Genomic DNA, 20,288 nt, shown 5'->3' with positions numbered 1-20,288 from the left:
GCCGGCTAGAAGCCGCGGCCGGGGTTGAGGAGGTTCTTCGGGTCCCAGACGGCCTTGATGCCGCGGTGCAGCTCGAGGACGTCGTCGGACAGTTCCTCGCCCACCCAGCGGGCCTTGAGCACGCCCACGCCGTGCTCGCCGGTGAGCGTTCCGCCCAACGCCAACGCGGCCTGGAAAACCTCGTCCGCGGCGTCCCAGATCGCCTGCGGCACTTCGTGATCGTCCTTCGGGTAGATCAGCGTGGGGTGCAGGTTGCCGTCGCCCGCGTGCGCGCAGGTGGGGATGTCGACGCCGTACTTCGCGGAGATCGCCTCGATCCGGGCGAACATCTCCGGCAGCTGCGAGCGGGGCACGCCCACGTCCTCCGAGAAGATGTTGCCCGCGTGCTCGTAGGCGTGGAAGGCGGCGCGGCGCACGGCGAGCAGCTCCGCGGCCTCGGCCGGATCGTCGGAGACCACCGTGTAATGCGCTCCGGCGGCGTCGAACTCGCGGGCCAGCACCGCGGCGTCGTCGGGCGTGGCGCCCTGGCCGATCAGCATCGCCCGCGTCTCGTCCTCGAGACCGAAGGGACGCAACGCCTCCACGCACTCGAGGGTGCGGCGGTCCATGAGCTCCATGAGCGCGGGCACCACGCCCGTGCCCACCACCGCGGCGACCGCGGCCGCCGCGCTCACCACGTCCGGGAACGACGCCGCGACCGTGGTCGGCGGGATCACCGGCGCGGGACGGAGCTTCACGGTGACCTCGGTGACGATGCCGAGCGTGCCCTCGCTGCCGACAAGCAGCTGGGTCAGGTCGTACCCGGTGACGCCCTTGACGGTGCGCCGCCCGGTCTTGATGATCCGCCCGTCGGGCAGCACCACGGTGAGCCCCAGCACGTACTCGCGCGTGACGCCGAACATGACGCAGCGCAGGCCGCCGGCGTTCGTCGCGACATTGCCGCCGATGGAGCAGATCTCGAACGACGACGGGTCCGGCGGGTACATCAGCCCGTGCTCGCGGACGGCGCGGTCGAGGTCGGCGTTGAGGACGCCCGCCTCCGCGCGGGCGTACTGATCCGCCACGTTGATCTCGAGCATCGCGTTCATCTTCGCGAGCGAGATGATCACGCAGCCCTCGATGGCGCTGGCGCCGCCGGCGAGGCCGCTGCCCGCGCCGCGCGGCACGATCACCACGTCGTTGGCGTAGCACCAGGCCGCCGCCGCAGCGACGTCCTCGGTGGTCTCGGCGAGCACCACCGCGAGCGGCACCGCGCCGTGCACCGGCGAGCAGTGATCGACGGCGTACGCCGCCGTCACGTCCGGATCGGTGAGCACCGCGCCCGTGAGCTGCGGAAAGCCGTCCATCGAGGCCATGGGGGGCATCGTCCTACATCGGCATGAGGTAGGTGCGGCGCGGCACGCGTTGCAGTTCCTTGTCGCGCAGCTGCGCGATGGACTTGCGGATCAGCAGGCGCGTCTCCTTGGGCTCGATCACGCCGTCGATGTACCCGCGCTCGGCCGCCAGCCACGGCGTCGCCATGAACTGGTTGTAGAAGTCGATGAAGGCCTGCCGGATCGCGGGGCCGTTCTCGCCGGCCTCCTCGATCTCGCGCCGCTTGATGATCGCGGCGGCGCCCTCGGCACCCATCACGGCCAGGCGCGCCGTCGGCCACGCGAACACGAAGTCGGCACCCAACTGCTTGGAGCCCATCACGGCCCACGCGCCGCCGTACGACTTGCGCAGGATGATGGTGACCTTCGGGACCGCCGCCTCGACGTAGCTGAAGATGAACTTGCCCGACCGGCGGATCGTGCCGATCTTCTCCTCCTCGACGCCGGGCAGGATGCCGGGGACGTCCACGAGGAAGACGAGCGGGATGTTGAACGAGTTGCAGAGGCGCACGAACCGGGCGGCCTTCTCGGACGCCTGCGTGTCGAGCGTTCCGGCCATGTGCATCGGCTGGTTCGCAACGACGCCGACGGGCTGACCGTCGACGCGGGCGAAGCCGGTCACGATGTTCGGCGCCCACAGCTCGGCGTACTCGAGGAAGTCGCCGTCGTCGAAGACGCGCAGGATCACATCGTGGATGTCGTACCCCGCGGTGTCGGCGTCCGGGATGATCGACTCGAGCGAGAGGTCCGACTCGGTGATCTCCGGCTCCAGGCCGGGGTTGATCAACGGCGCGCGCTGGTGGATCGAGTCCGGCATGAACGACAGGTAGCGCTTGACCCAGTCGAAGGCGGCCGCCTCGTCGACCGCGACGTGGTGCAGGTTGCCCCACTGGGCCTGCTTGATCGCGCCGCCGAGGTCCTCCGCAGAGGTGGTCTCGCCCGTCGTCGGCCGGATCACCTCGGGGCCGGTCACGAACATGTAGGTGTTGTCCTGCACGCCGATCAGCACGTCGGTGTTGGCGGGCGCGTACACGGCGCCGCCCACGCAGGTGCCGAGGATCATCGAGATCTGCGGGACCTGGCCGCACAGGCCGTCCTGGTGCCGGCCGAGCTCGGCGTACCAGGCGATCGACGTGGCCGCGTCCTGGATGCGCGCGCCCCCCGAGTCGTTGATGCCGACCACCGGCAGGCCCGCGGCCGCCGCGAAGTCGTACAGCTTGACCATCTTCCGGCCGAACATCTCGCCGACGGTGCCGGCGCCGACCGTCTGGTCGTGGCTGAATGCCGCGACCTTCCGGCCGTTGACCAGGCCGTAGCCGATCACCACGCCGTCCTTGATCTTGTCGTCGCCCGGCGACTTCGCCAGCTGGTCGAGCTCGACGAAGGTGCCCTCGTCGAACAGCATGCGCATGCGGGCGCGGGCGCTCGGCAGTCCCTTGGCGTCGCGGCGGGCCCGCGCCCGCTCACTGCCGGGATCCTTCGCCACCTCCAGGCGGCGGTACAGGTCCTCGAGCTTGCCGGCGGTCGTGCTGAGATCCACCTGGTCCGATACGTCCGTCACGTCTGTCACCCTATCCCCTGCCCGGAACTCACCGGCCGCCGTCGGCCCGGTCGAGCTCGTCCGCCATGTGTGCCGCGATCTTGCCGACGTACGGCTCGTCGATGATCTGCAGGTGGTCGCCGCCGATCTTGACGATCCGCAGGTCCTCGACCACCGGCGCCCAGCCGCCGTCCGGCGCGATATCGGCGAAGTTCGGCTCCAGCTCGACGGCACCGTCGTGCATGCGGTCCGCGCGGTACAGCGTGACCGTGCCCCCGAACTTGCCGTAGTCGGCGGGGTTCACCTTGATCAGCATGCGGTTGTCCACGAAGGAGGTGCGCTGGTGCTCGATCATCGACGTCGGGATCTTCTTGTCGGACAGCTGCACCAGCTCCATGATGATCCGGAACTGACCCTCGTCGTCGGCCGCGTTGAGGCGGTCCATGGGCAGCTCGATCTCGTCGCCGATGTCGTAGTTCTTGCGCGCGAACTTCTCCCAGCGCTCCAGGCGGGCCTTCTTCTCGGCGGGCTCATCGGTGAGCGGCACCTTCGGCGCCACCACGTCGAGCAGGCCGACGTACGCGACCTCCCTGCCCTCGTCCTCGAGCGCCCGCGCCAGACCGTAGGCGAAGGCGCCGCCGAGGCTCCAGCCCGCGAGCCGGTACGGCCCCTCCGGCTGGATCTCCTTGAGCTTCGGCAGGTACTCGGCGACCCGCTCCTCGATCTCGCCCTCGACGCGCTCGAAACCGTAGATCGGCAGGTCCTCCGGCAGCTTGCGCAGCAGCGCCTCGTAGGCGGTGGTGTTGCCGCCCGCGGGGTGGAACAGGAAGAGCGGCGCGCGATCCGAGTTCTCCGGCTTGCGGAGCGTGCGGACGAAGCCGTCCACGGGAGTCGCCTCGTTCATGACGGCGCCCACGTAGGTGGCCATCTCCTCGATGTTCTTCGAGTCGATGACGTCCTCGATATCGATCTCGCCGCCGGCGCGCTCGGACAGACGCGCGGTCAGCTTCTCCGCGACGTCCTCGGCGAGCACGTCGAGCTCGTTGAAGACTCCGCCCGGCGACTTGCCCACGACGATCGCGTAGGTGGCGAAGGTGAGGCGCTCCGCCGCGTCGCGCGGGGGCACGCCGTCGCCCACGGCCGCCGCGACGGCCGCGCCGTCGAGCAGGTCGGGTGTCTCAGCCTCGGTCTTCTCGCCCGACGGTGCCGCTTCGGCGGTCTCGGCGGGCCCAGTCTCGGCGGGCCCGGTCTCGGCGGGCGCGGCCTCGGCTGTGGGGGCATCGGCCGGCGCCGTGGCGGCGGACTCCGCCTTCGCCGCGGCCTCCGCCTTGGCGGCCTTCATCATCTCGGCCAGCTGACCCGCGTCGGCGAGTTCGCCGGTGCCGGACTGGTGTTCGGCCAGCGCGTCCACCTGATCGCGGTGCTCGACCGCGTACTCCACGAACTGCACCACGTCGTTGAATGAGGCGTCGCGCACCGCCTGGATCTGGATCGGCGGGATGTCGAACTCGTACTCGGCGCGGTTCTTGATGCGCATCGCGATGAGCGAGTCCATGCCCAGATCGATGAGCGGGATCTCCTTCGGGAGGTCCTCGATCTCGAAGCCCATGATCTCCGAGATGATCAGGCCCAGACGGTGTTCCACCGTCTCGCCCGAATCCGGGACCAGCGCTCGCCGCTGCCCTCGGGTGCGGGGGCCGCGGTCTCCTCGGAGACGGTGATCTCGGGCTCCGCCTCGAACTCGTCGAGCTCGTCCATCTCCTCCACCGCGGGGGCGGCCTTGGTGATGAGCGGCGCCGCAGCGGTTCCGGAGGCCTCGCCGCCGACCACGACTGCGTCCAGCAGCAGCCGGAATCGACTGGACGCAGCACCATTCGGCCCGCTCGCTCCGCTCCCGGCGCCGAGATTCTCGTGCACCTGGATCGACGCGCCGCCGGGGTGCGGGGTCAGCGTGGTGGTGAGGGTCAGCCCGTCCTCGGGCTCGCCGTGCTCGACCGCGGCGGTGACGGCGGCACCGTCGAGCACCTGAACGGCGGCGTGCTTGGCCAAGTCGACCAGGGAGATCTTCGTCTGGTCGCCCAGCGTGAGCGCACCGGCGTCGAGCTGCCAGACGTGCCGGCCGTCGGGCAGCGCTACGTGGCCGCCCGGGACCACGCCGGAGCCACCGTCGGGCAGCTTGGTCTGGATCCAGATGTGCTTGCGCTGGAACTTCGTTCGCGGCACCGGCGCGTAGCGGCCAGGGCCGAACAGCGAGGCGACGTCCACATGGTGACCGCGCGCGAACACGGTGGCGAGCGCGGTCATGATCGTGCCGGGCTCGTCCTCCTTGCGCTTGAGCGTCTGCACCAGCGCCGCGTCCTGGATGCCCGATCCGAAGGTGACCGCGGCGACGGAGATCAGGGTCACCGGGTTCGGGGAGAACTCGATGAACGTGCGGTAGCCGGCCTCGACAGCCTTCTCCACGGCCTGCGTGAACCACACGCTGTGGCGCAGGCCCTTGATCCAGTAGTCCACGTCGTGCACCGGGGCGTGGCCCGCGCGGTAGAACTCCTCCTTGTTCACGGTGGAGTACATGTCGTACTGCAGCGGGTGCGGCTCGATGCCCATGAGCTCGGCTTGCAGCTCACCGAGGAGCGGATCCATCTGCGAGGTGTGTGAGGCACCGCGGGTCACGAGCTTGCGCGCCATCAGGCCCTTGGCCTCGGTCTCCTCGACGATCTTGTCGATGACCTTGCCGGGGCCGCCGATGACGGTGTGCGTCGGCGCCGCGTAGACGCAGATCTCCAGTCCCTCGTAGTCGCCGAGCACGGTGTCGATGTCGGCCGCGCTGTACTCGACGAGCGCCATGAAGCGCTCCATCTCCTCGGGGAGCATCTCCTCGCCCTCGCCCATGAGGCGCGAACGGTTGCAGATGACCCGCACGGCGTCCTCGAGCGACAGGCCGCCGGTGAGCCAGGCCGCGGTGGCCTCACCCATCGAATGCGGCAGCACCACACCGGGTTCGATGCCGTGGTGGCGGAACAGACCGGCGAGCGCGACCTGGATCGCGAAGATGCCCACCTGGCCGGTCTCGATGTGGAAGGTCTGCGCGTCGTCGAGGATCATGTCGGCGTAGTCGTTGCCCGACTCGTCGATGATGAGCTCGTTGACCTCGTCGAAGTAGTGCTTGAAGACGGGGTTCTCGGTGTAGAGCTGCTTGGCCATCTTGCGGTGATGGCTGCCGAAGCCGGAGAAGATGAACGCCGGGCCCGCCGCGTCGGGCTGGTTGGCGGAGATCACGTTCGGGGCGTTCTTGCCCTCGGCGATCGCGCGGAAGCCCTTGATCGCCTCATCGAGATCCTTGGCCAGGACGACCGAGCGGACGCGGCCGTGGTTGCGGCTCGCCAGCGTGCGGCCGATCTCGGCGAGCGTGTACGACTTCGCCTCGTCGGACTCGAGCCACTCGACCAGCTCGGCGGCGGCGGCCCGTCGGCGCGACGGGACGTAGGCGCTCAGCACGAGCGGGACCGCGACGCCTTCGACGGTGGCGGCGTAGAACGCGGGCACGACGTTCGCCGCGGCCTCGTCGGATTCTGTGGCGCCGTCGACGATCTCGGGCGCGACGTACTCCTTGATCACGACGTGGGCGTTGGTGCCGCCGAAGCCGTTTCCGGTGACGCCCGCGAGTCGGCTGCCGGAGTACTTGGGCCACTCCGTGTTCCGCGCCGCCATGAGCAGACGGTTGGCCTCGAACTGGATGTACGGGTTGGGGCCCGCGAAGTTCAGCGAGGCGGGGATCTGGCCGTTGCGGATGCCGAGCAGCACCTTGGCGACGCCCGCGATGCCCGCGGCGGCCTCGAGGTGACCGAAGTTGGTCTTCGCAGAGCCCAGCAGCAGCGGCTTCTCCGCGTCGCGGCCACGGCCCAGGACGCGGCCGATGGCGTCGGCCTCGAGCGGGTCGCCCAGGATGGTGCCGGTGCCGTGCGCCTCGAGGTAGTCGACGGTGCGCGGGTCGATGCCGGCGTCGATGTAGGCGTCGCGCAGGTTGATGACCTGCGCCTCCGGGTTCGGCGCGAAGATGCCGTTGGACTTGCCGTCGGAGGTGACCGCGGAGCCCGCGATGACGCCGAGGATGTCGTCGCCGTCGCGCTCGGCGTCGGCGAGGCGCTTGAGCAGGACGACGCCGCCGCCCTCGGCGCGGATCATGCCGTCCGCGTCCGAGCTGAAGGCCTTGATCTTGCCGTCGGGCGCCTGCGCGCCGAGGCTGTCGAAGCCCAGCGTCGCGGCGGGGACGATGAGCATGTTCACACCGCCGGCGACCGCCATGTCGGTCTCCCCGTCGCGCAGGCTGCGGATCGCCTGGTGAATCGCGACCAGCGACGAGGAGCACGCGGTGTCGACGGTGACCGACGGGCCGTGGAAGTCGTAGAAGTACGAGACACGGTTCGCCACGATCGATGAGGACGTGCCGGTCAGCGCGTACGGGTTGGCCTTCGTCGGGTCGGCGACGGCCAGCATCTGGTAGTCGTTGGCGGAGCTACCCAGCCACACGCCCGTGCGGGTGCCCTTGACTGAGCTGGGAGGGATGTTGGCCTGCTCCAGCGCCTCCCAGGTGAGCTCGAGCGCGAGCCGCTGCTGCGGGTCGACCATCTCGACCTCGCGCGGGGTCATCTGGAAGAACTCGGCGTCGAACGAGGCCACGTCATCGAGGTAACCGCCGCGGACGTTCGCGTCGTCGAGAACGGCCTTCAGCCGCGGGTCCTGCTTGAACTCGAGCCAGCGGTCCTCGGGGAGGTCCGTGGTCGCGTCGCCGTTCCCGATCAGGAACTCCCACGTCGACTCCGGGGTCTCGCCGGCCTTGGGGAAGCGGGTCGCGAGGCCGACGACGGCCACGTCGTGGGTGCCGCGGTTCGCCTCGAACTCCTCGCCGCGGTCGTACTGCGCCGCCTCGGCCGCGAGGTCGTCGTCGGAGACCACCGGGTCACCGTCGATGATGCGCTGGCTGAGCAGGGCGATCGTCGGGTGCTGGAAGGCGACGGTGGCCGTCAGCTGCACGCCGGTGAAGTCCTCGATGTCGGACGCCATCGAGACCGCGTCGCGCGAACCCAGGCCGAACTCGTCGAGCGACTTGTCGTCGGTGATGTTCTCGACGGGCTGCTTGGTCGCGTCCGCGATCCACTGCCGCATCCACGCGCAGTTCCTCGAGGCTCAGATCCTCGCGGGCCTTGCCGGTCGGGCCTTCATGGGGGGTGTACTCGTTCTCAGCCATGTTGTGTCTACCCTTCGCGTCGAGACCGTGGGTTACGCAGTCGCGTGTGATGAAGTTGTGGTTCCGCCGTGCGCTGGTGGGCGCTACTGGACGTTGTTCGCGTCGGCGTCGGGGAACGCCGTCTGGGTGTAGCCGCCGCGCAACGTGCCGTCGATGTAGGCGGCGCGACCCGCGCGCCGGGCGATCTTGCCCGAGCTGGTACGGGGCAGCGAACCGCCGGGCACCAGCAGGACGTCGCGGGCGAGCACGCCGTGCGCCGAACCGACCGCCGAGCGGATCCCGTCGGCCAGGGCCTGCTGGTCCTGCTTGGCGCCGCCGGCGCCGAGCTCCGCCACGATGACCAGCTGCTCGCTCTGGTCGTTCGGGTCGAAGGTGAGGCCGGAGTGCGCGTTCTCGAAGACGGCTGCCGGGAGCTCGTTGGCCGGCACCGAGAAGGCGGCCACGTAGCCCGTGCGGATGTACTTGGTGTTCGACTCCTGCGCCGTGAACTCCAGGTCCTGCGGGTAGTGGTTGCGACCGTCGACGATGACCAGGTCCTTGACGCGGCCGGTGATGTACAGCTCGCCGCCGTGGTAGACGCCGAAGTCGCCGGTGCGCATCCACTTGGCCTTCTCGAGGTTCTTCACGCCCTCGGAGTGGCTGCCCTCGGAGAGGGGGTCAGGTAGTTCTGGAAGGTCTCGCGGGACTCCTCGTCGCGCTCCCAGTAACCCGAGCCGATGTTCATGCCGTGGAGCCAGATCTCGCCCACGGAATCGTCGGGCACCTCCTTGCCGGTCTCCGGGTCGACGATGCACGCCCACTGGCTCAGCGCGACGTCGCCGCAGGAGACCTGCGGGACGGCGCCCTCGGCCCCCTCCTCGGAGACGACGAAGGTGCCGGCTGCCAGCTGGTCGCGGTCGACGTAGACCACGCGGGCCTCGTTCTCGACGGGGGTCGAGCTGACGAACAGCGTCGCCTCGGCCATGCCGAAGCAGGGCTTGATCGCCTTCGGCGAGAGGCCGTAGGGGGCGAAGGCCTCGTTGAACTTCTTCATCGACGAGACGGTGACCGGCTCGGAGCCGTTGATCAGGCCCTTGACGTTCGACAGGTCGAGGGTCTCGCCCTCCTTGGGCAGGCCGCGGGCGGCGGCGTGCTCGTAGGCGAAGTTCGGGGCGGCGGCGAAGGTCTCCGCGCCGTCCTCGACGGCGGCCAGTTCGTTGATCCAGCGGCCGGGGCGGCGGACGAACGCCGACGGGCTCATGATGGTGATGAACTTGCCGCCGAGCGCGGGGAGGATCACCGTGAGCAGGCCCATGTCGTGGAACATCGGCAGCCAGGTGACGCCGCGGGAGTTCTCGTTGAGGTCCAGCGCGTGGATCATCTGGATCACGTTCGTGCCGACGGCCTCGTAGGTGATCTGCACGCCGGCCGGGTTGCGCGTGGAACCCGAGGTGTACTGCAGGTACGCGATGGTGTCGCGGTAGATCGGGAAGGGCTTGAGCGTCGAGCCGACCGAATCCGGGACGGCGTCGACGGCGATGATGCGCGGGCGCTCCTTGGCCGGGAGGTGCCGGAAGAAGTTGCGGCAGGCCTCGGCGGAGCCGGAACTGGTGAGGATGGCCGTCGGCTTGCAGTCCTCGAGGACGATGCGCAGGCGGTCGGTGTGGCCCGGCTCGTCCGGGCTGAACAACGGCACCGCGATGTTGCCTGCGTACAGCGCGCCGAAGAACGCCGTCACGTAGTCGAGGCCCTGCGGGGCCAGGATCGCGACGCGGTCCTCGCGCTTGGTGATGTGCTGCAGGCGGGCGCCGATCGCGCGCAGGCGGGCGCCGAACTGCGACCAGGTCAGCTCGTGGACGACGCCGTCGCGCTCCCGGCTGTAGTCGATGAAGCGGTACGCGAGGGTGTCGGCGCGCTCCCGCGCGTTGCGCTCGACGAAGTCGACCAGCGTGGTTCCGGGGCGGAAGAAGATGTTGCCGTCTTCGTCCAGAAACTGGTCAAACTCGTTGTTCATGCATCGCTCCTCGTAACCGGCGCCGGGCGGCAGACGGTCATACAGTGGTACATCGCGTGGCGGGCACGACCCGTTGCGGGTCTGTGCGCCACCTCATAGTGCGTGAAGTCCGCAACATGTTTCACCCGTTCGGGGCGTTCGCACGCTGTGAAAATCCGCAAACCCGACTATCGTACCGCGCGCCCTCGGGCTGGACGAAAACCGTGAGGTCGGGCATCGGGCGAACGTCACTCGCCCTTGAGCTGCTCCAGGACGGGCGCGAACGCCTCCATCTGGGTGGGAACTACCCCGACGTAGGACATGCCGGTGGCGGCGCGGGTGGCGCGCACCTGGTCGGCGATCTCGTCGAACGTGCCGATCGCCAGGTAGGGCGAGCCGAGCACGTCGTCGATCGTGACTTCCTTGTCGACCTCGATGTTCGCCGAGAGACCGCGCTCGATGGCCTTGAGCGCGAAATCGGCGACCTGCTCGCGGTCGTCGGTGACGACGATCGTCGCGATCGACCAGGAGAGCTCCAGCTCCGCGAAGCGCTCCCCGGCGGCGGCCTTGACGATCTCGACCTTGTTCTTCACCGCGTCCATCGACATGTCGGAGATCTTCAGCTTGCCCTCGGCCGAGCTGCGCGGGTTGATCGAGACCACATCGGCGCGGCGGGCGGCCAGCTCCAGCGTGCGGCGCGCGCCGGCGCCGATCGCGATCGGCGGGCGCGGCCCCTGCCGCGGCCGCGGGTAACCCTTGAGGTCTTTGACCCGGAAGACCTCGCCCTCGAACTCGGCCTCCTGGCCGCGGAGCAGCGCGTCGAGCACCGTCAGGCCCTCGTCGAGGCGCTGCAGGCGCCGGGCCGGCTCCTCGAAGTCGATGCCCGACTGGTCGAAGTCGTCCTTGAACGCGCCCAGTCCCAGGCCGATCTCGAGGCGCCCCTTCGACAGCACGTCGATCGTGGTCAGTTCCTTGGCCAGCACCGCCGGGTGCCGGAAGGGCATCGCGAGCATCGACGTCGCGAGGCGGATCTTATCAGTGCTCACGGCCAGCGCACCCAGCGCCGCCAGCGGTCCCACCTGGGCGTCGAGCCGGTCCGGGATGGCGAACGTGTCGAAGCCCAGCTCCTCGGCCTCCTGCGCGAGCTTGACGAACTTGCGCGCGCCGCCCTCGTCGGCGTTGCCGGCGCCGCCGGCCGCGAACCGGAACTTGCGGGGCTCAGTGCTCACGTGTGGATACTCCTGGTCGGCTGTGGTGCGGTCGTGAAACGTTGCGCACAGCCTAACCGCTGCCCGACGGTGCCCGGTCCGGGAAGGGCACGGCGGGGGTGGTCGTCCCCCGCGCCGCGCCGAATCCCCCGCCCGGGCTTCGCTCCCTACTGGACGCCGTTCCTCCAGTGAGGGACCGGCCGTCCCCCACTCGGCGCCGAGTCCCCCACGTGAAGCCGGCTCTCCCCCGCCACAAGCCGGCGTTCCGTGGGGACCGCAGCTCGGGTGCTACTTGGTCTTCGGCGCCTTGTCGATGACGCCGATGGCCCAGCCGGTGAGCCACTGCGGGGCAGTCTTGCCCTCGTAGGACCAGTTCGCGGTGGTGCCGTACAGCGCGTGCGAGTTCTGCGTGATCGTCGAGATCACCTGCGGCAGGCCGGTGGCCAGGCCCAGCAGCCCGCCCTTGGGCTGGTTGCAGATCGGGTCGTTGGAGCCGCAGATCGTGACCACGCGGTCGTTCACCGCGCCGAACCCGCCGTTGCGCCGGCCCTCCAGGTCGACGCCGGAGAAGTTGAAGCCGCCGAACGTGACCTCCACGCCCTCGCCGGCGGGATCCGGACCGATGGCGCGGCCCTCACCCTGGACCCGCCGACCGTCGGAGATCAGGCCCACGCCGAGGAGCCGGTCCTCGACGATCGGCCCCTTACCTGCGCCGATCTGCGAGGCGATGTTGCCCGCGATCACCGCGCCCTGCGAGAAGCCCATCAGCACGAAGCCGGTGCGCGGGCACCTGTCCTTGACCTCGGTGATCTTGGCGATCGCCCGGTCGGTGCCCTGCTGCCGCGACGCGGCGTACGTCATCTGGCCGTCCGGCGGGACCGCGATCGGATTGTGGAACTGCGCCGTGTACGGGACGGTGTACACCGACGCGCGCAGCGGCTTGTAGCGCTTCTGCAGCGGTCCCGTGACCTGCAGCATCAGCGAGCGCGGGTTGGCCTTCGGGTTGATCGGATCGTCGTTCGCCGCGGACTCCCAGGTCCCCGGCACCGAGATCACCTGCACGTCCGGGCAACTCGCCGCCTGCGGGCCGTGGGCGGCCCCGGCGGGGTGATCTCGGGCTTGCGCCACATCGACCACAGGAGCGTGCCCACCACGATGAGCGCGATGATCGCCGCGACGATGACGGCGATGCCGAACACCCGCCCGGCCTTCCGCGCTACCTGACTCTTCGTGCCTGCCATTCCTACGTGGATACCAGGGCTAGCTGTGCGGAGGCTTGAGCGCCTTCTCGATCACACCGCGCGCCCAGCCCTGCAGCCATTGCGTGGCGGTCTGCCCGTTGTACGACCAGTCGGTGGTCGTGGCGTACAGCGCGTGCGAGTTGCCGGCCAGCACCTTCTGCAGCTCGGGCAGGGTGGTCGCGATCTGCCCCACCTGGAAGATGTCCTTGGGCTGGTTGCAGATCGGATCCTTCGTGCCGCACAGCGATACCGTGCGGTCGGTGACCGCGCCGAAGCCGCCCTCGCGCTCGCCCCGCAGAGACAGGCTGCCGAAGCTGAAGCCGCCGTACGCGACCTCGACGCCCACGCCCGGCGGGTTCGGCCCGACGGTGCGCGCATCGCCCGGCTCGCGCCGGCCGTCCGAGATCAGGCCCACGCCGAGCACGTTGTCCGCGGGGATCACGCCCTTACCGGCGCCGATCTCGTTCGCGATGTCGCCCGCGATCACGGCGCCCTGCGAGAAGCCCATCAGCACGAAGCCGGTGAGCTTGCACTTGTCGTAGACCTTCTTGATCTGCGCGACCGACTTCTCATAGCCCTCGGTGCGCGACTTCTCGTACGACGCCTGACCGTCCGGCGGGATCGCGACGGGGTTCGACAGCTGCGCCACGTACGGGGTGGTCCACACGTCGGCGCGGGAGTCCGGGAACGCCGCCGCGAGCGGAGCGGTCACCTTGAGCATCAACGAGTTCGGGTTGAACGTCGGGTTGTACGGGTCGTCCTTCGAGGAGGACTCCAGCGTGCCCGGCACCGAGATCACCTGCACGTCGGGGCAGTCCGCCGGCTGCGACTTCGGCCGCGGCGCGGCCGTCGAGCTGCCGGGGCCGGAGCTGTCCGGCGACTCCGGCGGCATCGTCGGGCCCGGGCGCAGCCACGTACCGATCATGATCGCGAGGAGCACCAGCGCGATCACCACGATCAGGCCCACCACGATGGTGAGGGGCGAGAACCGGCGTCCCCGGGGCTTACCGTCGGGCTGCTGGTGCGTCACGGGCTACGCCTTGCAGTAGGAGGCGCGGGCCTCCGCGATCAGCTTCGTGGCGTCCGCCGTGGCGGCCTTGTCGGCGTCTGCGGCGCTCACTCCCTCGCGCACCCGGGACTGGCCGATCATGGCCTTGACGTAGGTGGGCAGTGTCTTCTCGATGTACGTCTTGCTCGGGTTCTGGTCCAGCGCCGCACACACCATCCCGGCAGCGCCCACGATGTTCTCGTCCGAGGCCACGAGCCCCTCCGCGCGCAGCTTCGCGATGAACGCGGTGTCCTTGGCGTTCTTGGCGGGCGACGCCGAGCCCGAGGCCGACGACGGCGCCGTGGCCGGCAGTGTGGTCGGGCCGGACGACGCGCCCTCCCCACCGCCGTCGATGGCGGTGGTGGGGGCGGTCACCGTCGAACTGCCGCCGCACGCGACGGCTCCGAACAGCACCGCACCCGACATCACCGCGACCGTGAGGGCTCCGCGAACTCCAGCCATGTCTTCTCTCCTTGAAGTACCTGCGCACGCAACGCTGCCAGGCTACCGGCAGATGTGACCGACAACCCACGGCCGGGCGTGGTCCCGGGCTATCGAACCGTCGTCGCGCCGTTGACGAGGGCGATCACACCGTGCTCGAAGCGCTGCTCGAACCCGCCGGGGATCGGGGTCGAATCCGCGATCGGATAGCCGAGGCGGCCCGCCTCGTAGCCCTGGCGGCCCCACTCGGCGAAGATCGGGCCGTTGTTGACCACGGTCGCGGGGTCTTCGGCGTCCAGTAGATCTGGCCGCCCTGGAACCGCTGGAACGCGCCCGCGCGCAGCTTCGTCTCATCGCCGGCGGGCAGCCCGAGGGCCGACCGCTCGTAGTTCAGCGCGGCGTACTTGTCGCCGATCGCGCCGCGCACCGCCCGCGCGCCGGTCTGCGGCGACCAGTACACGGTGCCGTGCTGGAACTGCTGGTACCGGCCCTTACCGCCGGGCAGGGCCTGCTCGGCCCCGTCGGGTAGCCGAGCGGGCCGCCGGGTCCGCCCGCGCCCAGGTAGGCCCCGCCGATCGCGCCGCCCACGACCTGCGCGCCGGTGTCGTTGGACCAGAAGATCTGGCCGCCGCGGAAGTCCTGTGCGCGCCCGCCGGGTACGGCGTACTCGACCGTGACGCATGATCCCAGCGCCCGGCTCCTCGGCGCCAGCTCGCCGATCACGCCGCCGGTCTGGCAGGGCTTGGGATTCCCCACCCCGAGCGCGGCCTGCACCTGCGGCCACGCCTCGCCGTTCTCGAACTGCCAGTACGGCCAGCTGTGGTTGCCCGACGGCCGGTACACGGCGTTGGCCGGGATCCCGAGCCGGTTCAACTCGACCGCGAACGCCTGGTTGGACGAGCGCGACAGCACCTCGAGCGCCATGGCCTGCAGGTCCGTGGGCGCGCCGTCGGCACCGGTGCCGTTGCCCGAGCTGAAGTACAGGCTCATGCCGCGTAGCTTCTCGGCCAGCTTCAGCGGGTCGTGCTGCGCCCACGCAGGATCCGTCGGCGGGCCGTACATGGCGTCGGCGTTGAAGTTGCCGGCGTCCCGCATGGCGATCGCGATCGACTCGGGGGTGCCGGGCGTGCTCGTCGACAGGATGCCCGAGTACGAGCCCGCGAACCGGTACAGCCCCTTGTTGCGGGCGGCCAGCGTGAACGCCGCGGTGCCGCCCATCGAGACGCCGGCCGCCGCCCGCACGTCGGTGGCCCGCCAGCCCTGCTTGAGCAACGGCGGGAGCTCCTTCGCGAGGAACGTCTCCCACTTGTAGTTCTTGCCGTTGTCGGGGCGGCGCCAGTCGGTGTACCAGCTGGACTGGCCGCCCACCGGCAGCACCACGGTGACGTTCTTGTCGCGGTAGAAGTCGGCCGCATTGGTCTCCAGCAACCAGCCGTTCTGGTCGTCGCGGGCCCGCATCCCGTCCAGCAGGTACAGCGTGGGGAATCTCGCCTTGGGGTCGGCGTGCCAGTCGCGCGCGAGCAGCAGCTGGACCTTGATCGTGTCGTTCGCGGCGGCCGAGTAGACCGTGAGGTCCACGCGGTGGTCGCCCGTCCACTGGACGTCCGTGATGCGCGGCTTCCCCTGGGAGGCCGGCGCCGGTGCCGGGGTGGGGTCCGCGAGGGCGGGTGCGGGGCTCAAGGCCGACGGTGCCGTCACTCCCCGGCCGCCAGCACGAGGGCGGCGAGCAGCGTTCCGGTACGACGGTTGCGAAGCATGGGACCAGTGTTACACGTGTGTGATTCAGGGTCTCGGTGCCGCGCGGAGGGTGGCCCGGGTCACTGCCGGCCGCCGCCGTGGTACGACTATTCGATGACCGAATCGTGTGGATCGCTGCCGGCCGCGGAATCGTTCACCGTCGAGGTCGACGGGCAGACGATCGCGGGTGACCGCTGGAGCACGGGGACCGGCGCGGGTGCGCCGATCGTGCTGCTGCACGGCGGCGGCCAGACCCGTCACTCCTGGGACCGCACGGCCGCGGACCTGGCGCAGCGGGGGCGCACCGTCATCACCCTGGACGCGCGCGGGCACGGCGACAGCGCGTGGGCGGCCGGCGGCGGGTACGCGCTCGGGGACTTCGTCGGGGATCTGCTGGGCCTGCTGGGCACGCTCGACGGTCCGCCGGTGCTGATCGGGGCGTCGCTGGGCGGCATCACCAGCCTGACGGCCGTCGGCGAGAACCCCGGGATCGCCGCCGGTCTGGTTCTGGTGGACGTGGTCGTGGACGTCGAGCGGGAGGGCGTCAAGCGGGTCACCGACTTCCTCGCCGCACACACCGACGGCTTCGCCACGCTGGACGAGGTGGCGGACGCCGTCGCCGCGTACAACCCCACCCGTCAGCGCGGCCGCAACCTCGAGGGGCTCAAGAAGAACGTGCGGCTGCGCGAGGACGGGCGCTGGTACTGGCATTGGGACCCGGCGTTCATGCGCGGCGACGACGCCGACGAGACCCGGATCCAGGACAAGGACCGACTCGGCGCCGCGGCCGCGGAGGTCACGATCCCCACCCTGATCGTGCGCGGCGGCAAGTCCGACGTGGTGAGCGACGCGGGCATCGCGAAGATGCTCCAGCGGGTGCCGCACGCCGAGGTGGCCGACGTCAGCGGGGCGGGACACATGGTGGCCGGCGACGACAACCAGGTGTTCGCCGCCGCGATCGAGGGGTTCCTGGACCGGCACGGCCTGTGACTCCGGGCCCGCGACCGGTCAGTTCTTCGGCATCGTCATCTGCTCGGGGGTGAGCGGCGCGGGCACGTCCAGGCGGCACATGCGCAGCGTGTACTCGGGCACCCGGTCGATGCGGAGCTGCATGTTCGCCAGCGACAGCTTGATGTTCCGCTTGAACAGGTCGAACGTGAGCGGCGCGGCGTAGGAGTCCTGCAACTGCCGCAGCTGCGGGCACTGCAGCGCCGCCGACGCCTGGTTCACCCAGTTCGGGTCGATGAACGGCGGCACGGCCGGCTTCTTCGGATACGCCTTGGCCTCGGCGATGGCCCAGTCCGGGAACATCTCCTTGTCGTGGCCGATGCGCCCGTCCTCGAGCCGCGACGTGTGCGTCGCGACGGGCCAGGCCAGGCCCACCTGGTCCCACACCCGCACGTCGAGCCCCAGGTTCATCGAGGTCATGCCCAGGTTCGTGAAGAACACCGTCTGCCGCAGCGGCACATCGTCCGGGCGCGGGTACGGCAGCGGATCGATGAACCACCAGTCGTAGTCGAACGACGGCAGGTACACGCCGCCGCGCGGGGTCTGCCGCAGGATCTCCTGCAGCGCCTTCATGCGCGGGTAGTCCAGGTAGTCGTCGGCGGTGATCGGGTGCGCGTGGCCGGTCTGCAGCGAGTAGAACGCCCGCTCGTCGACGATGCCGGTCTTGCCGATCGCGGTCCCGTCGGGCTGGCCGCGGAACGTGGTCGCGTGCAGCGCCCAGCCGATCACCAGCACCCACAGCACGGCCGCGATGGCCGCGCCCGCGGTGCCCCCTGCGAGCCGGGCGATGCCGCGCACCGTCGAATCCTCCGGGCGGCGCGCCGGGATCCGCAACGGGATCACCATCACCGGTAGGAGCAGCAGGAACAGCGGCGCGAGCAGGACGCGGCCGGACATGAAGTCGCCGCCCTGGCGCAGCCAGTACAGCGTCTCCGCCACGCCGCCGAGGAACATCACCGCCACGATCACCGACGGCCGCTGCAGCTGATCGCGCAGGCCGCGGGCGCCGCCGCGCGGAAGCCGGAACCGGCCGGTGAGTGGGGTGCGGGCGCCCTTCGTGGGCAGGAGCAGCAACGGCATCGCGACGAGCAGCGCGAGCACGGGCAGCCACAGCGAGTACGGCTCCACGAGGTTCATCAGGTACGTGAAGCCCTGGTCCCACTTGGACCCGCTGGCGTCCTTGGCGATGGCGGTGTTCGGCACCGGCAGCCCGTAGTAGCCCATGCGGAAGATCTGGTAGCCGACCGGCAGCAGGCCCGCGGCCGCGGTGATGCCCAGCCGCATCCGCAACCCGATCGGGGCCGCGAACATCACCAGCAGCACCAGGCCGCCGACCAGCGCCATCTCGGGGCGTACGAGCCACGACAGCCCCGCCACGAACGCGGTCGAGAGGGTGAGGACCCGGGTGCGCAGCACGTCCCGTCGTTCGACGGGGTCCCGGTCGGCCTGCGACCAGGCGAGCGCGAGGTACCACAGCAGGGCCACCCAGAAGATGGTCAGCGACACCTCGAGGCCCGACGTCGCGAAATCGCGCGCGGGCGGCAGGGCCATGTAGACGAGGCCGCCGGCCGGCAGGAGCAGCAGGCCCGAGCCGCGCAGCCGCGACCAGCCGGGGCCGCCCTGGTAGAGGCGGGCGGTGCCCACCATGGCCAGCGGGATCGCCGCCACCGACAGCACCAGCGCGACGGTGAGCACCACGTACTCGGTCTGCACGCCGCTGATCCAGGAGAAGAACCAGATGAGGTACGTCCATGCGGCGGAGGTGTTGACCTCGACGCGCTCACCCACGTTGAAGACGGGGCCGTTGCCGGCCAGCAGGTTGCGCACGGTCCGCAGGACGATCAGCCCGTCGTCGGCGATCCACCGTCGCTGCCACGCGCCGTAACCGAACAGCACCGCGCACGCGAGCACCCCGAGCCACAGGGTGACTCGGGGCAGCGGAAAGGACGCGGCGCGGGCGGGCCGAATCGTGTCGGCCGGGGCGTCAGGCGAAGTAGACCGCGGCAACGACGGTTCCAATCCACGCGATCGCGAGCACCTGCAGCACGCGATCCCCCAGGGCGATCTCCTCGGGCTCGCCCGCCTCGCCACCGTCGACGTCGACCGCGTAGCGCAGGATCGCGATGGTGAAGGGCACCATCGACAGGGCGTACCAGATGTTGTCCGGGTGCACCGTCTTGTCGAAGGCCCACAGGCCGTAGCAGAGCACCACGGCGGTGGCCGCGAGCGTCCAGACGAAGCGCAGGTAGGTGGTGGTGTAGTACTCCAGCGACTTGCGGATCTTGGCGCCGGTGCGCTCGGCGAGCTGCAGCTCCGCGTACCGCTTGCCCCCCGCCATGAACAGCGAGCCGAACGCCATCACCAGCAGGAACCACTGCGACAGGCCCTTGGGCAGCTCGGCGGCCACACCACCGGCGACGGCGCGCAGCAGGAAGCCCGAGCTCACGATGCAGATGTCGATCACGGCCTGATGCTTGAGGCCGAAGCAGTACCCCAGCTGGATCACGATGTACACCGCGATCACGATCGCCAGTTCCTCGTTCGCGACGAGCGAGACCGCGATCGCGCCGATCCCGAACAGCGCCGAGAGCACGTACGCCAGGTTCACCGGCACCACGCCGGCCGCGATGGGGCGGAACCGCTTGGTGGGGTGCGCCCGGTCGGCCTCGACGTCGAGGGCGTCGTTGATCAGGTAGATCGACGACGCGGCCAGGCAGAATGCGATGAACGCGATGCCCACGCCCGCGAAGTCGACGTGCTCGAGCTGGTCGCGGCCCGCGGCCAGCGGGGCGACCACGACGAGGACGTTCTTGACCCACTGCCGGGGCCGGATCGCCTTGATCAGTCCGGTGGCGAGGTTCGACGGTGCCTTCGGCTCGCCGTGCTCGATCGGCTCCTCGCTCATCAGCTGTTCGATCCCTTCGTCCGGTTCTTCGAGCCGCGCCGCGCCGCTCGATCGACCCACAGTCTCTCACCCTCGATCGCGGCGAGCGCGGTCGCGGCACCGATCGCCGCGCCCGCGGCGACGTCGGTCGGGTAGTGCACGCCAAGGACCATGCGGGAGGTGAGCATCGGCGGGACGACGGCGGCCGGGGCGAGCAGCGCGCCGCCGGGGATGCCGGACGCGCGGCCCAACAGGATCGCGCCGGCGGTCGAGCTGGTCGCGTGCGAGGACGGGAAGCTCAGCTTGCTCGGCGTCCCCACCCCGACGGTGATGTACGGGTGGTCGGGCCGCTTGCGGCGCACGATCCGCTTGATCACCACGGACGCGGCGTGCGCGACGAACGCGCCGGCACCCGCCGTGACGTACTCGCGCCGGCGCTGCGGCTGCAGAACCGCGCCGAGGGCGGCGAGGCCGAGCCAGCCGAGCGAGTGCTCGCCGAAGTGGCTGAGGCCGCGGGCGGCCGGCAGGACCCCCGGCCGGCCGGCGAGCTGCGCCTGCACGCCGACGAGGATCATCTCCTCGGGGCTC

Annotated in this window: 13 protein-coding genes and 2 pseudogenes; 1 reads left to right on the top strand and 14 read right to left on the bottom strand. The window is 70.3% G+C overall.

Translation table 11 applies throughout. From position 1 onward, the window contains the following. Positions 1 to 5: 5 nt before the first annotated feature. The 11 genes and pseudogenes from MTP03_RS00800 to MTP03_RS00750 form a co-directional block, all read right to left on the bottom strand. The gene (locus MTP03_RS00800) at positions 6 to 1,355 is read right to left on the bottom strand and encodes an FAD-binding oxidoreductase (protein WP_248490165.1); all 1,350 of its coding nucleotides are present in this window, start codon (positions 1,353 to 1,355) and stop codon (positions 6 to 8) included. Positions 1,356 to 1,368: 13 nt separating this feature from the next. Beyond that, a complete protein-coding gene (locus tag MTP03_RS00795; protein ID WP_248490164.1) occupies positions 1,369 to 2,943 on the bottom strand; it encodes an acyl-CoA carboxylase subunit beta in 1,575 nt (524 codons plus the stop codon). Between the two features lie 19 nt (positions 2,944 to 2,962). Beyond that, positions 2,963 to 8,161: pseudogene (gene pks13 / locus MTP03_RS00790) on the bottom strand (polyketide synthase Pks13). A gap of 83 nt (positions 8,162 to 8,244) precedes the next feature. Beyond that, positions 8,245 to 10,154, bottom strand: a pseudogene (fadD32, locus tag MTP03_RS00785) (long-chain-fatty-acid--AMP ligase FadD32). A gap of 227 nt (positions 10,155 to 10,381) precedes the next feature. Further along, on the bottom strand, positions 10,382 to 11,362 hold the full coding sequence (locus tag MTP03_RS00780) for a TIGR03621 family F420-dependent LLM class oxidoreductase (RefSeq protein ID WP_248490163.1): 981 nt from the start codon (positions 11,360 to 11,362) through the stop codon (positions 10,382 to 10,384). A 267-nt stretch (positions 11,363 to 11,629) separates the two neighbouring features. Beyond that, entirely contained in the window at positions 11,630 to 12,403 is a 774-nt protein-coding gene (locus MTP03_RS00775; RefSeq protein ID WP_248490162.1) for a cutinase family protein, read from the bottom strand. After that, the gene (locus MTP03_RS00770) at positions 12,394 to 12,582 is read right to left on the bottom strand and encodes a hypothetical protein (protein ID WP_248490161.1); all 189 of its coding nucleotides are present in this window, start codon (positions 12,580 to 12,582) and stop codon (positions 12,394 to 12,396) included. Before MTP03_RS00770 ends, MTP03_RS00775 begins: the two co-directional genes overlap by 10 nt. 19 nt (positions 12,583 to 12,601) lie before the next feature. Beyond that, the gene (locus tag MTP03_RS00765) at positions 12,602 to 13,612 is read right to left on the bottom strand and encodes a cutinase family protein (RefSeq protein WP_248490160.1); all 1,011 of its coding nucleotides are present in this window, start codon (positions 13,610 to 13,612) and stop codon (positions 12,602 to 12,604) included. Between the two features lie 3 nt (positions 13,613 to 13,615). Continuing rightward, positions 13,616 to 14,092, bottom strand: a complete 477-nt coding sequence (locus MTP03_RS00760; RefSeq protein ID WP_248490159.1) for a DUF732 domain-containing protein — start codon at positions 14,090 to 14,092, stop codon at positions 13,616 to 13,618. 124 nt (positions 14,093 to 14,216) lie between these two features. Continuing rightward, complete coding sequence (locus tag MTP03_RS00755) at positions 14,217 to 14,576, bottom strand: LGFP repeat-containing protein (RefSeq protein WP_248492343.1); 360 nt, start codon at positions 14,574 to 14,576, stop codon at positions 14,217 to 14,219. Then, positions 14,462 to 15,751, bottom strand: coding sequence for an alpha/beta hydrolase-fold protein (locus tag MTP03_RS00750; protein WP_248490158.1), 1,290 nt, complete (start codon positions 15,749 to 15,751; stop codon positions 14,462 to 14,464). The genes MTP03_RS00755 and MTP03_RS00750 overlap by 115 nt, the downstream gene beginning before the upstream one ends. Before the next feature lie 171 nt (positions 15,752 to 15,922). On the opposite strand from MTP03_RS00750, the gene MTP03_RS00745 reads away from it, so the two are divergent. Beyond that, positions 15,923 to 16,798, top strand: coding sequence for an alpha/beta fold hydrolase (locus MTP03_RS00745; RefSeq protein ID WP_248490157.1), 876 nt, complete (start codon positions 15,923 to 15,925; stop codon positions 16,796 to 16,798). Between the two features lie 18 nt (positions 16,799 to 16,816). Here MTP03_RS00745 and zomB read toward each other — a convergent pair whose 3' ends face one another. Genes zomB through MTP03_RS00730 form a run of 3 tightly spaced genes read right to left on the bottom strand, consistent with a single transcriptional unit; the run spans position 16,817 to position 20,275 of the window. Continuing rightward, positions 16,817 to 18,823, bottom strand: a complete 2,007-nt coding sequence (zomB, locus tag MTP03_RS00740) for a flagellar motor control protein ZomB (protein ID WP_305852775.1) — start codon at positions 18,821 to 18,823, stop codon at positions 16,817 to 16,819. Continuing rightward, positions 18,801 to 19,721: a decaprenyl-phosphate phosphoribosyltransferase gene (locus MTP03_RS00735; RefSeq protein ID WP_248490155.1), complete on the bottom strand. Its 921-nt coding sequence runs from the start codon at positions 19,719 to 19,721 to the stop codon at positions 18,801 to 18,803. The genes zomB and MTP03_RS00735 overlap by 23 nt, the downstream gene beginning before the upstream one ends. Next, on the bottom strand, positions 19,721 to 20,275 hold the full coding sequence (locus MTP03_RS00730) for a phosphatase PAP2 family protein (RefSeq protein WP_248492342.1): 555 nt from the start codon (positions 20,273 to 20,275) through the stop codon (positions 19,721 to 19,723). The genes MTP03_RS00735 and MTP03_RS00730 overlap by 1 nt, the downstream gene beginning before the upstream one ends. Between the last annotated feature and the right edge of the window lie 13 nt (positions 20,276 to 20,288).

It is taken from the genome of Tsukamurella sp. PLM1, from assembly GCF_023168325.1.
Classification (GTDB): Bacteria; Actinomycetota; Actinomycetes; order Mycobacteriales; family Mycobacteriaceae; genus Tsukamurella.
This window is presented reverse-complemented; position numbering and strand designations above follow the sequence as displayed.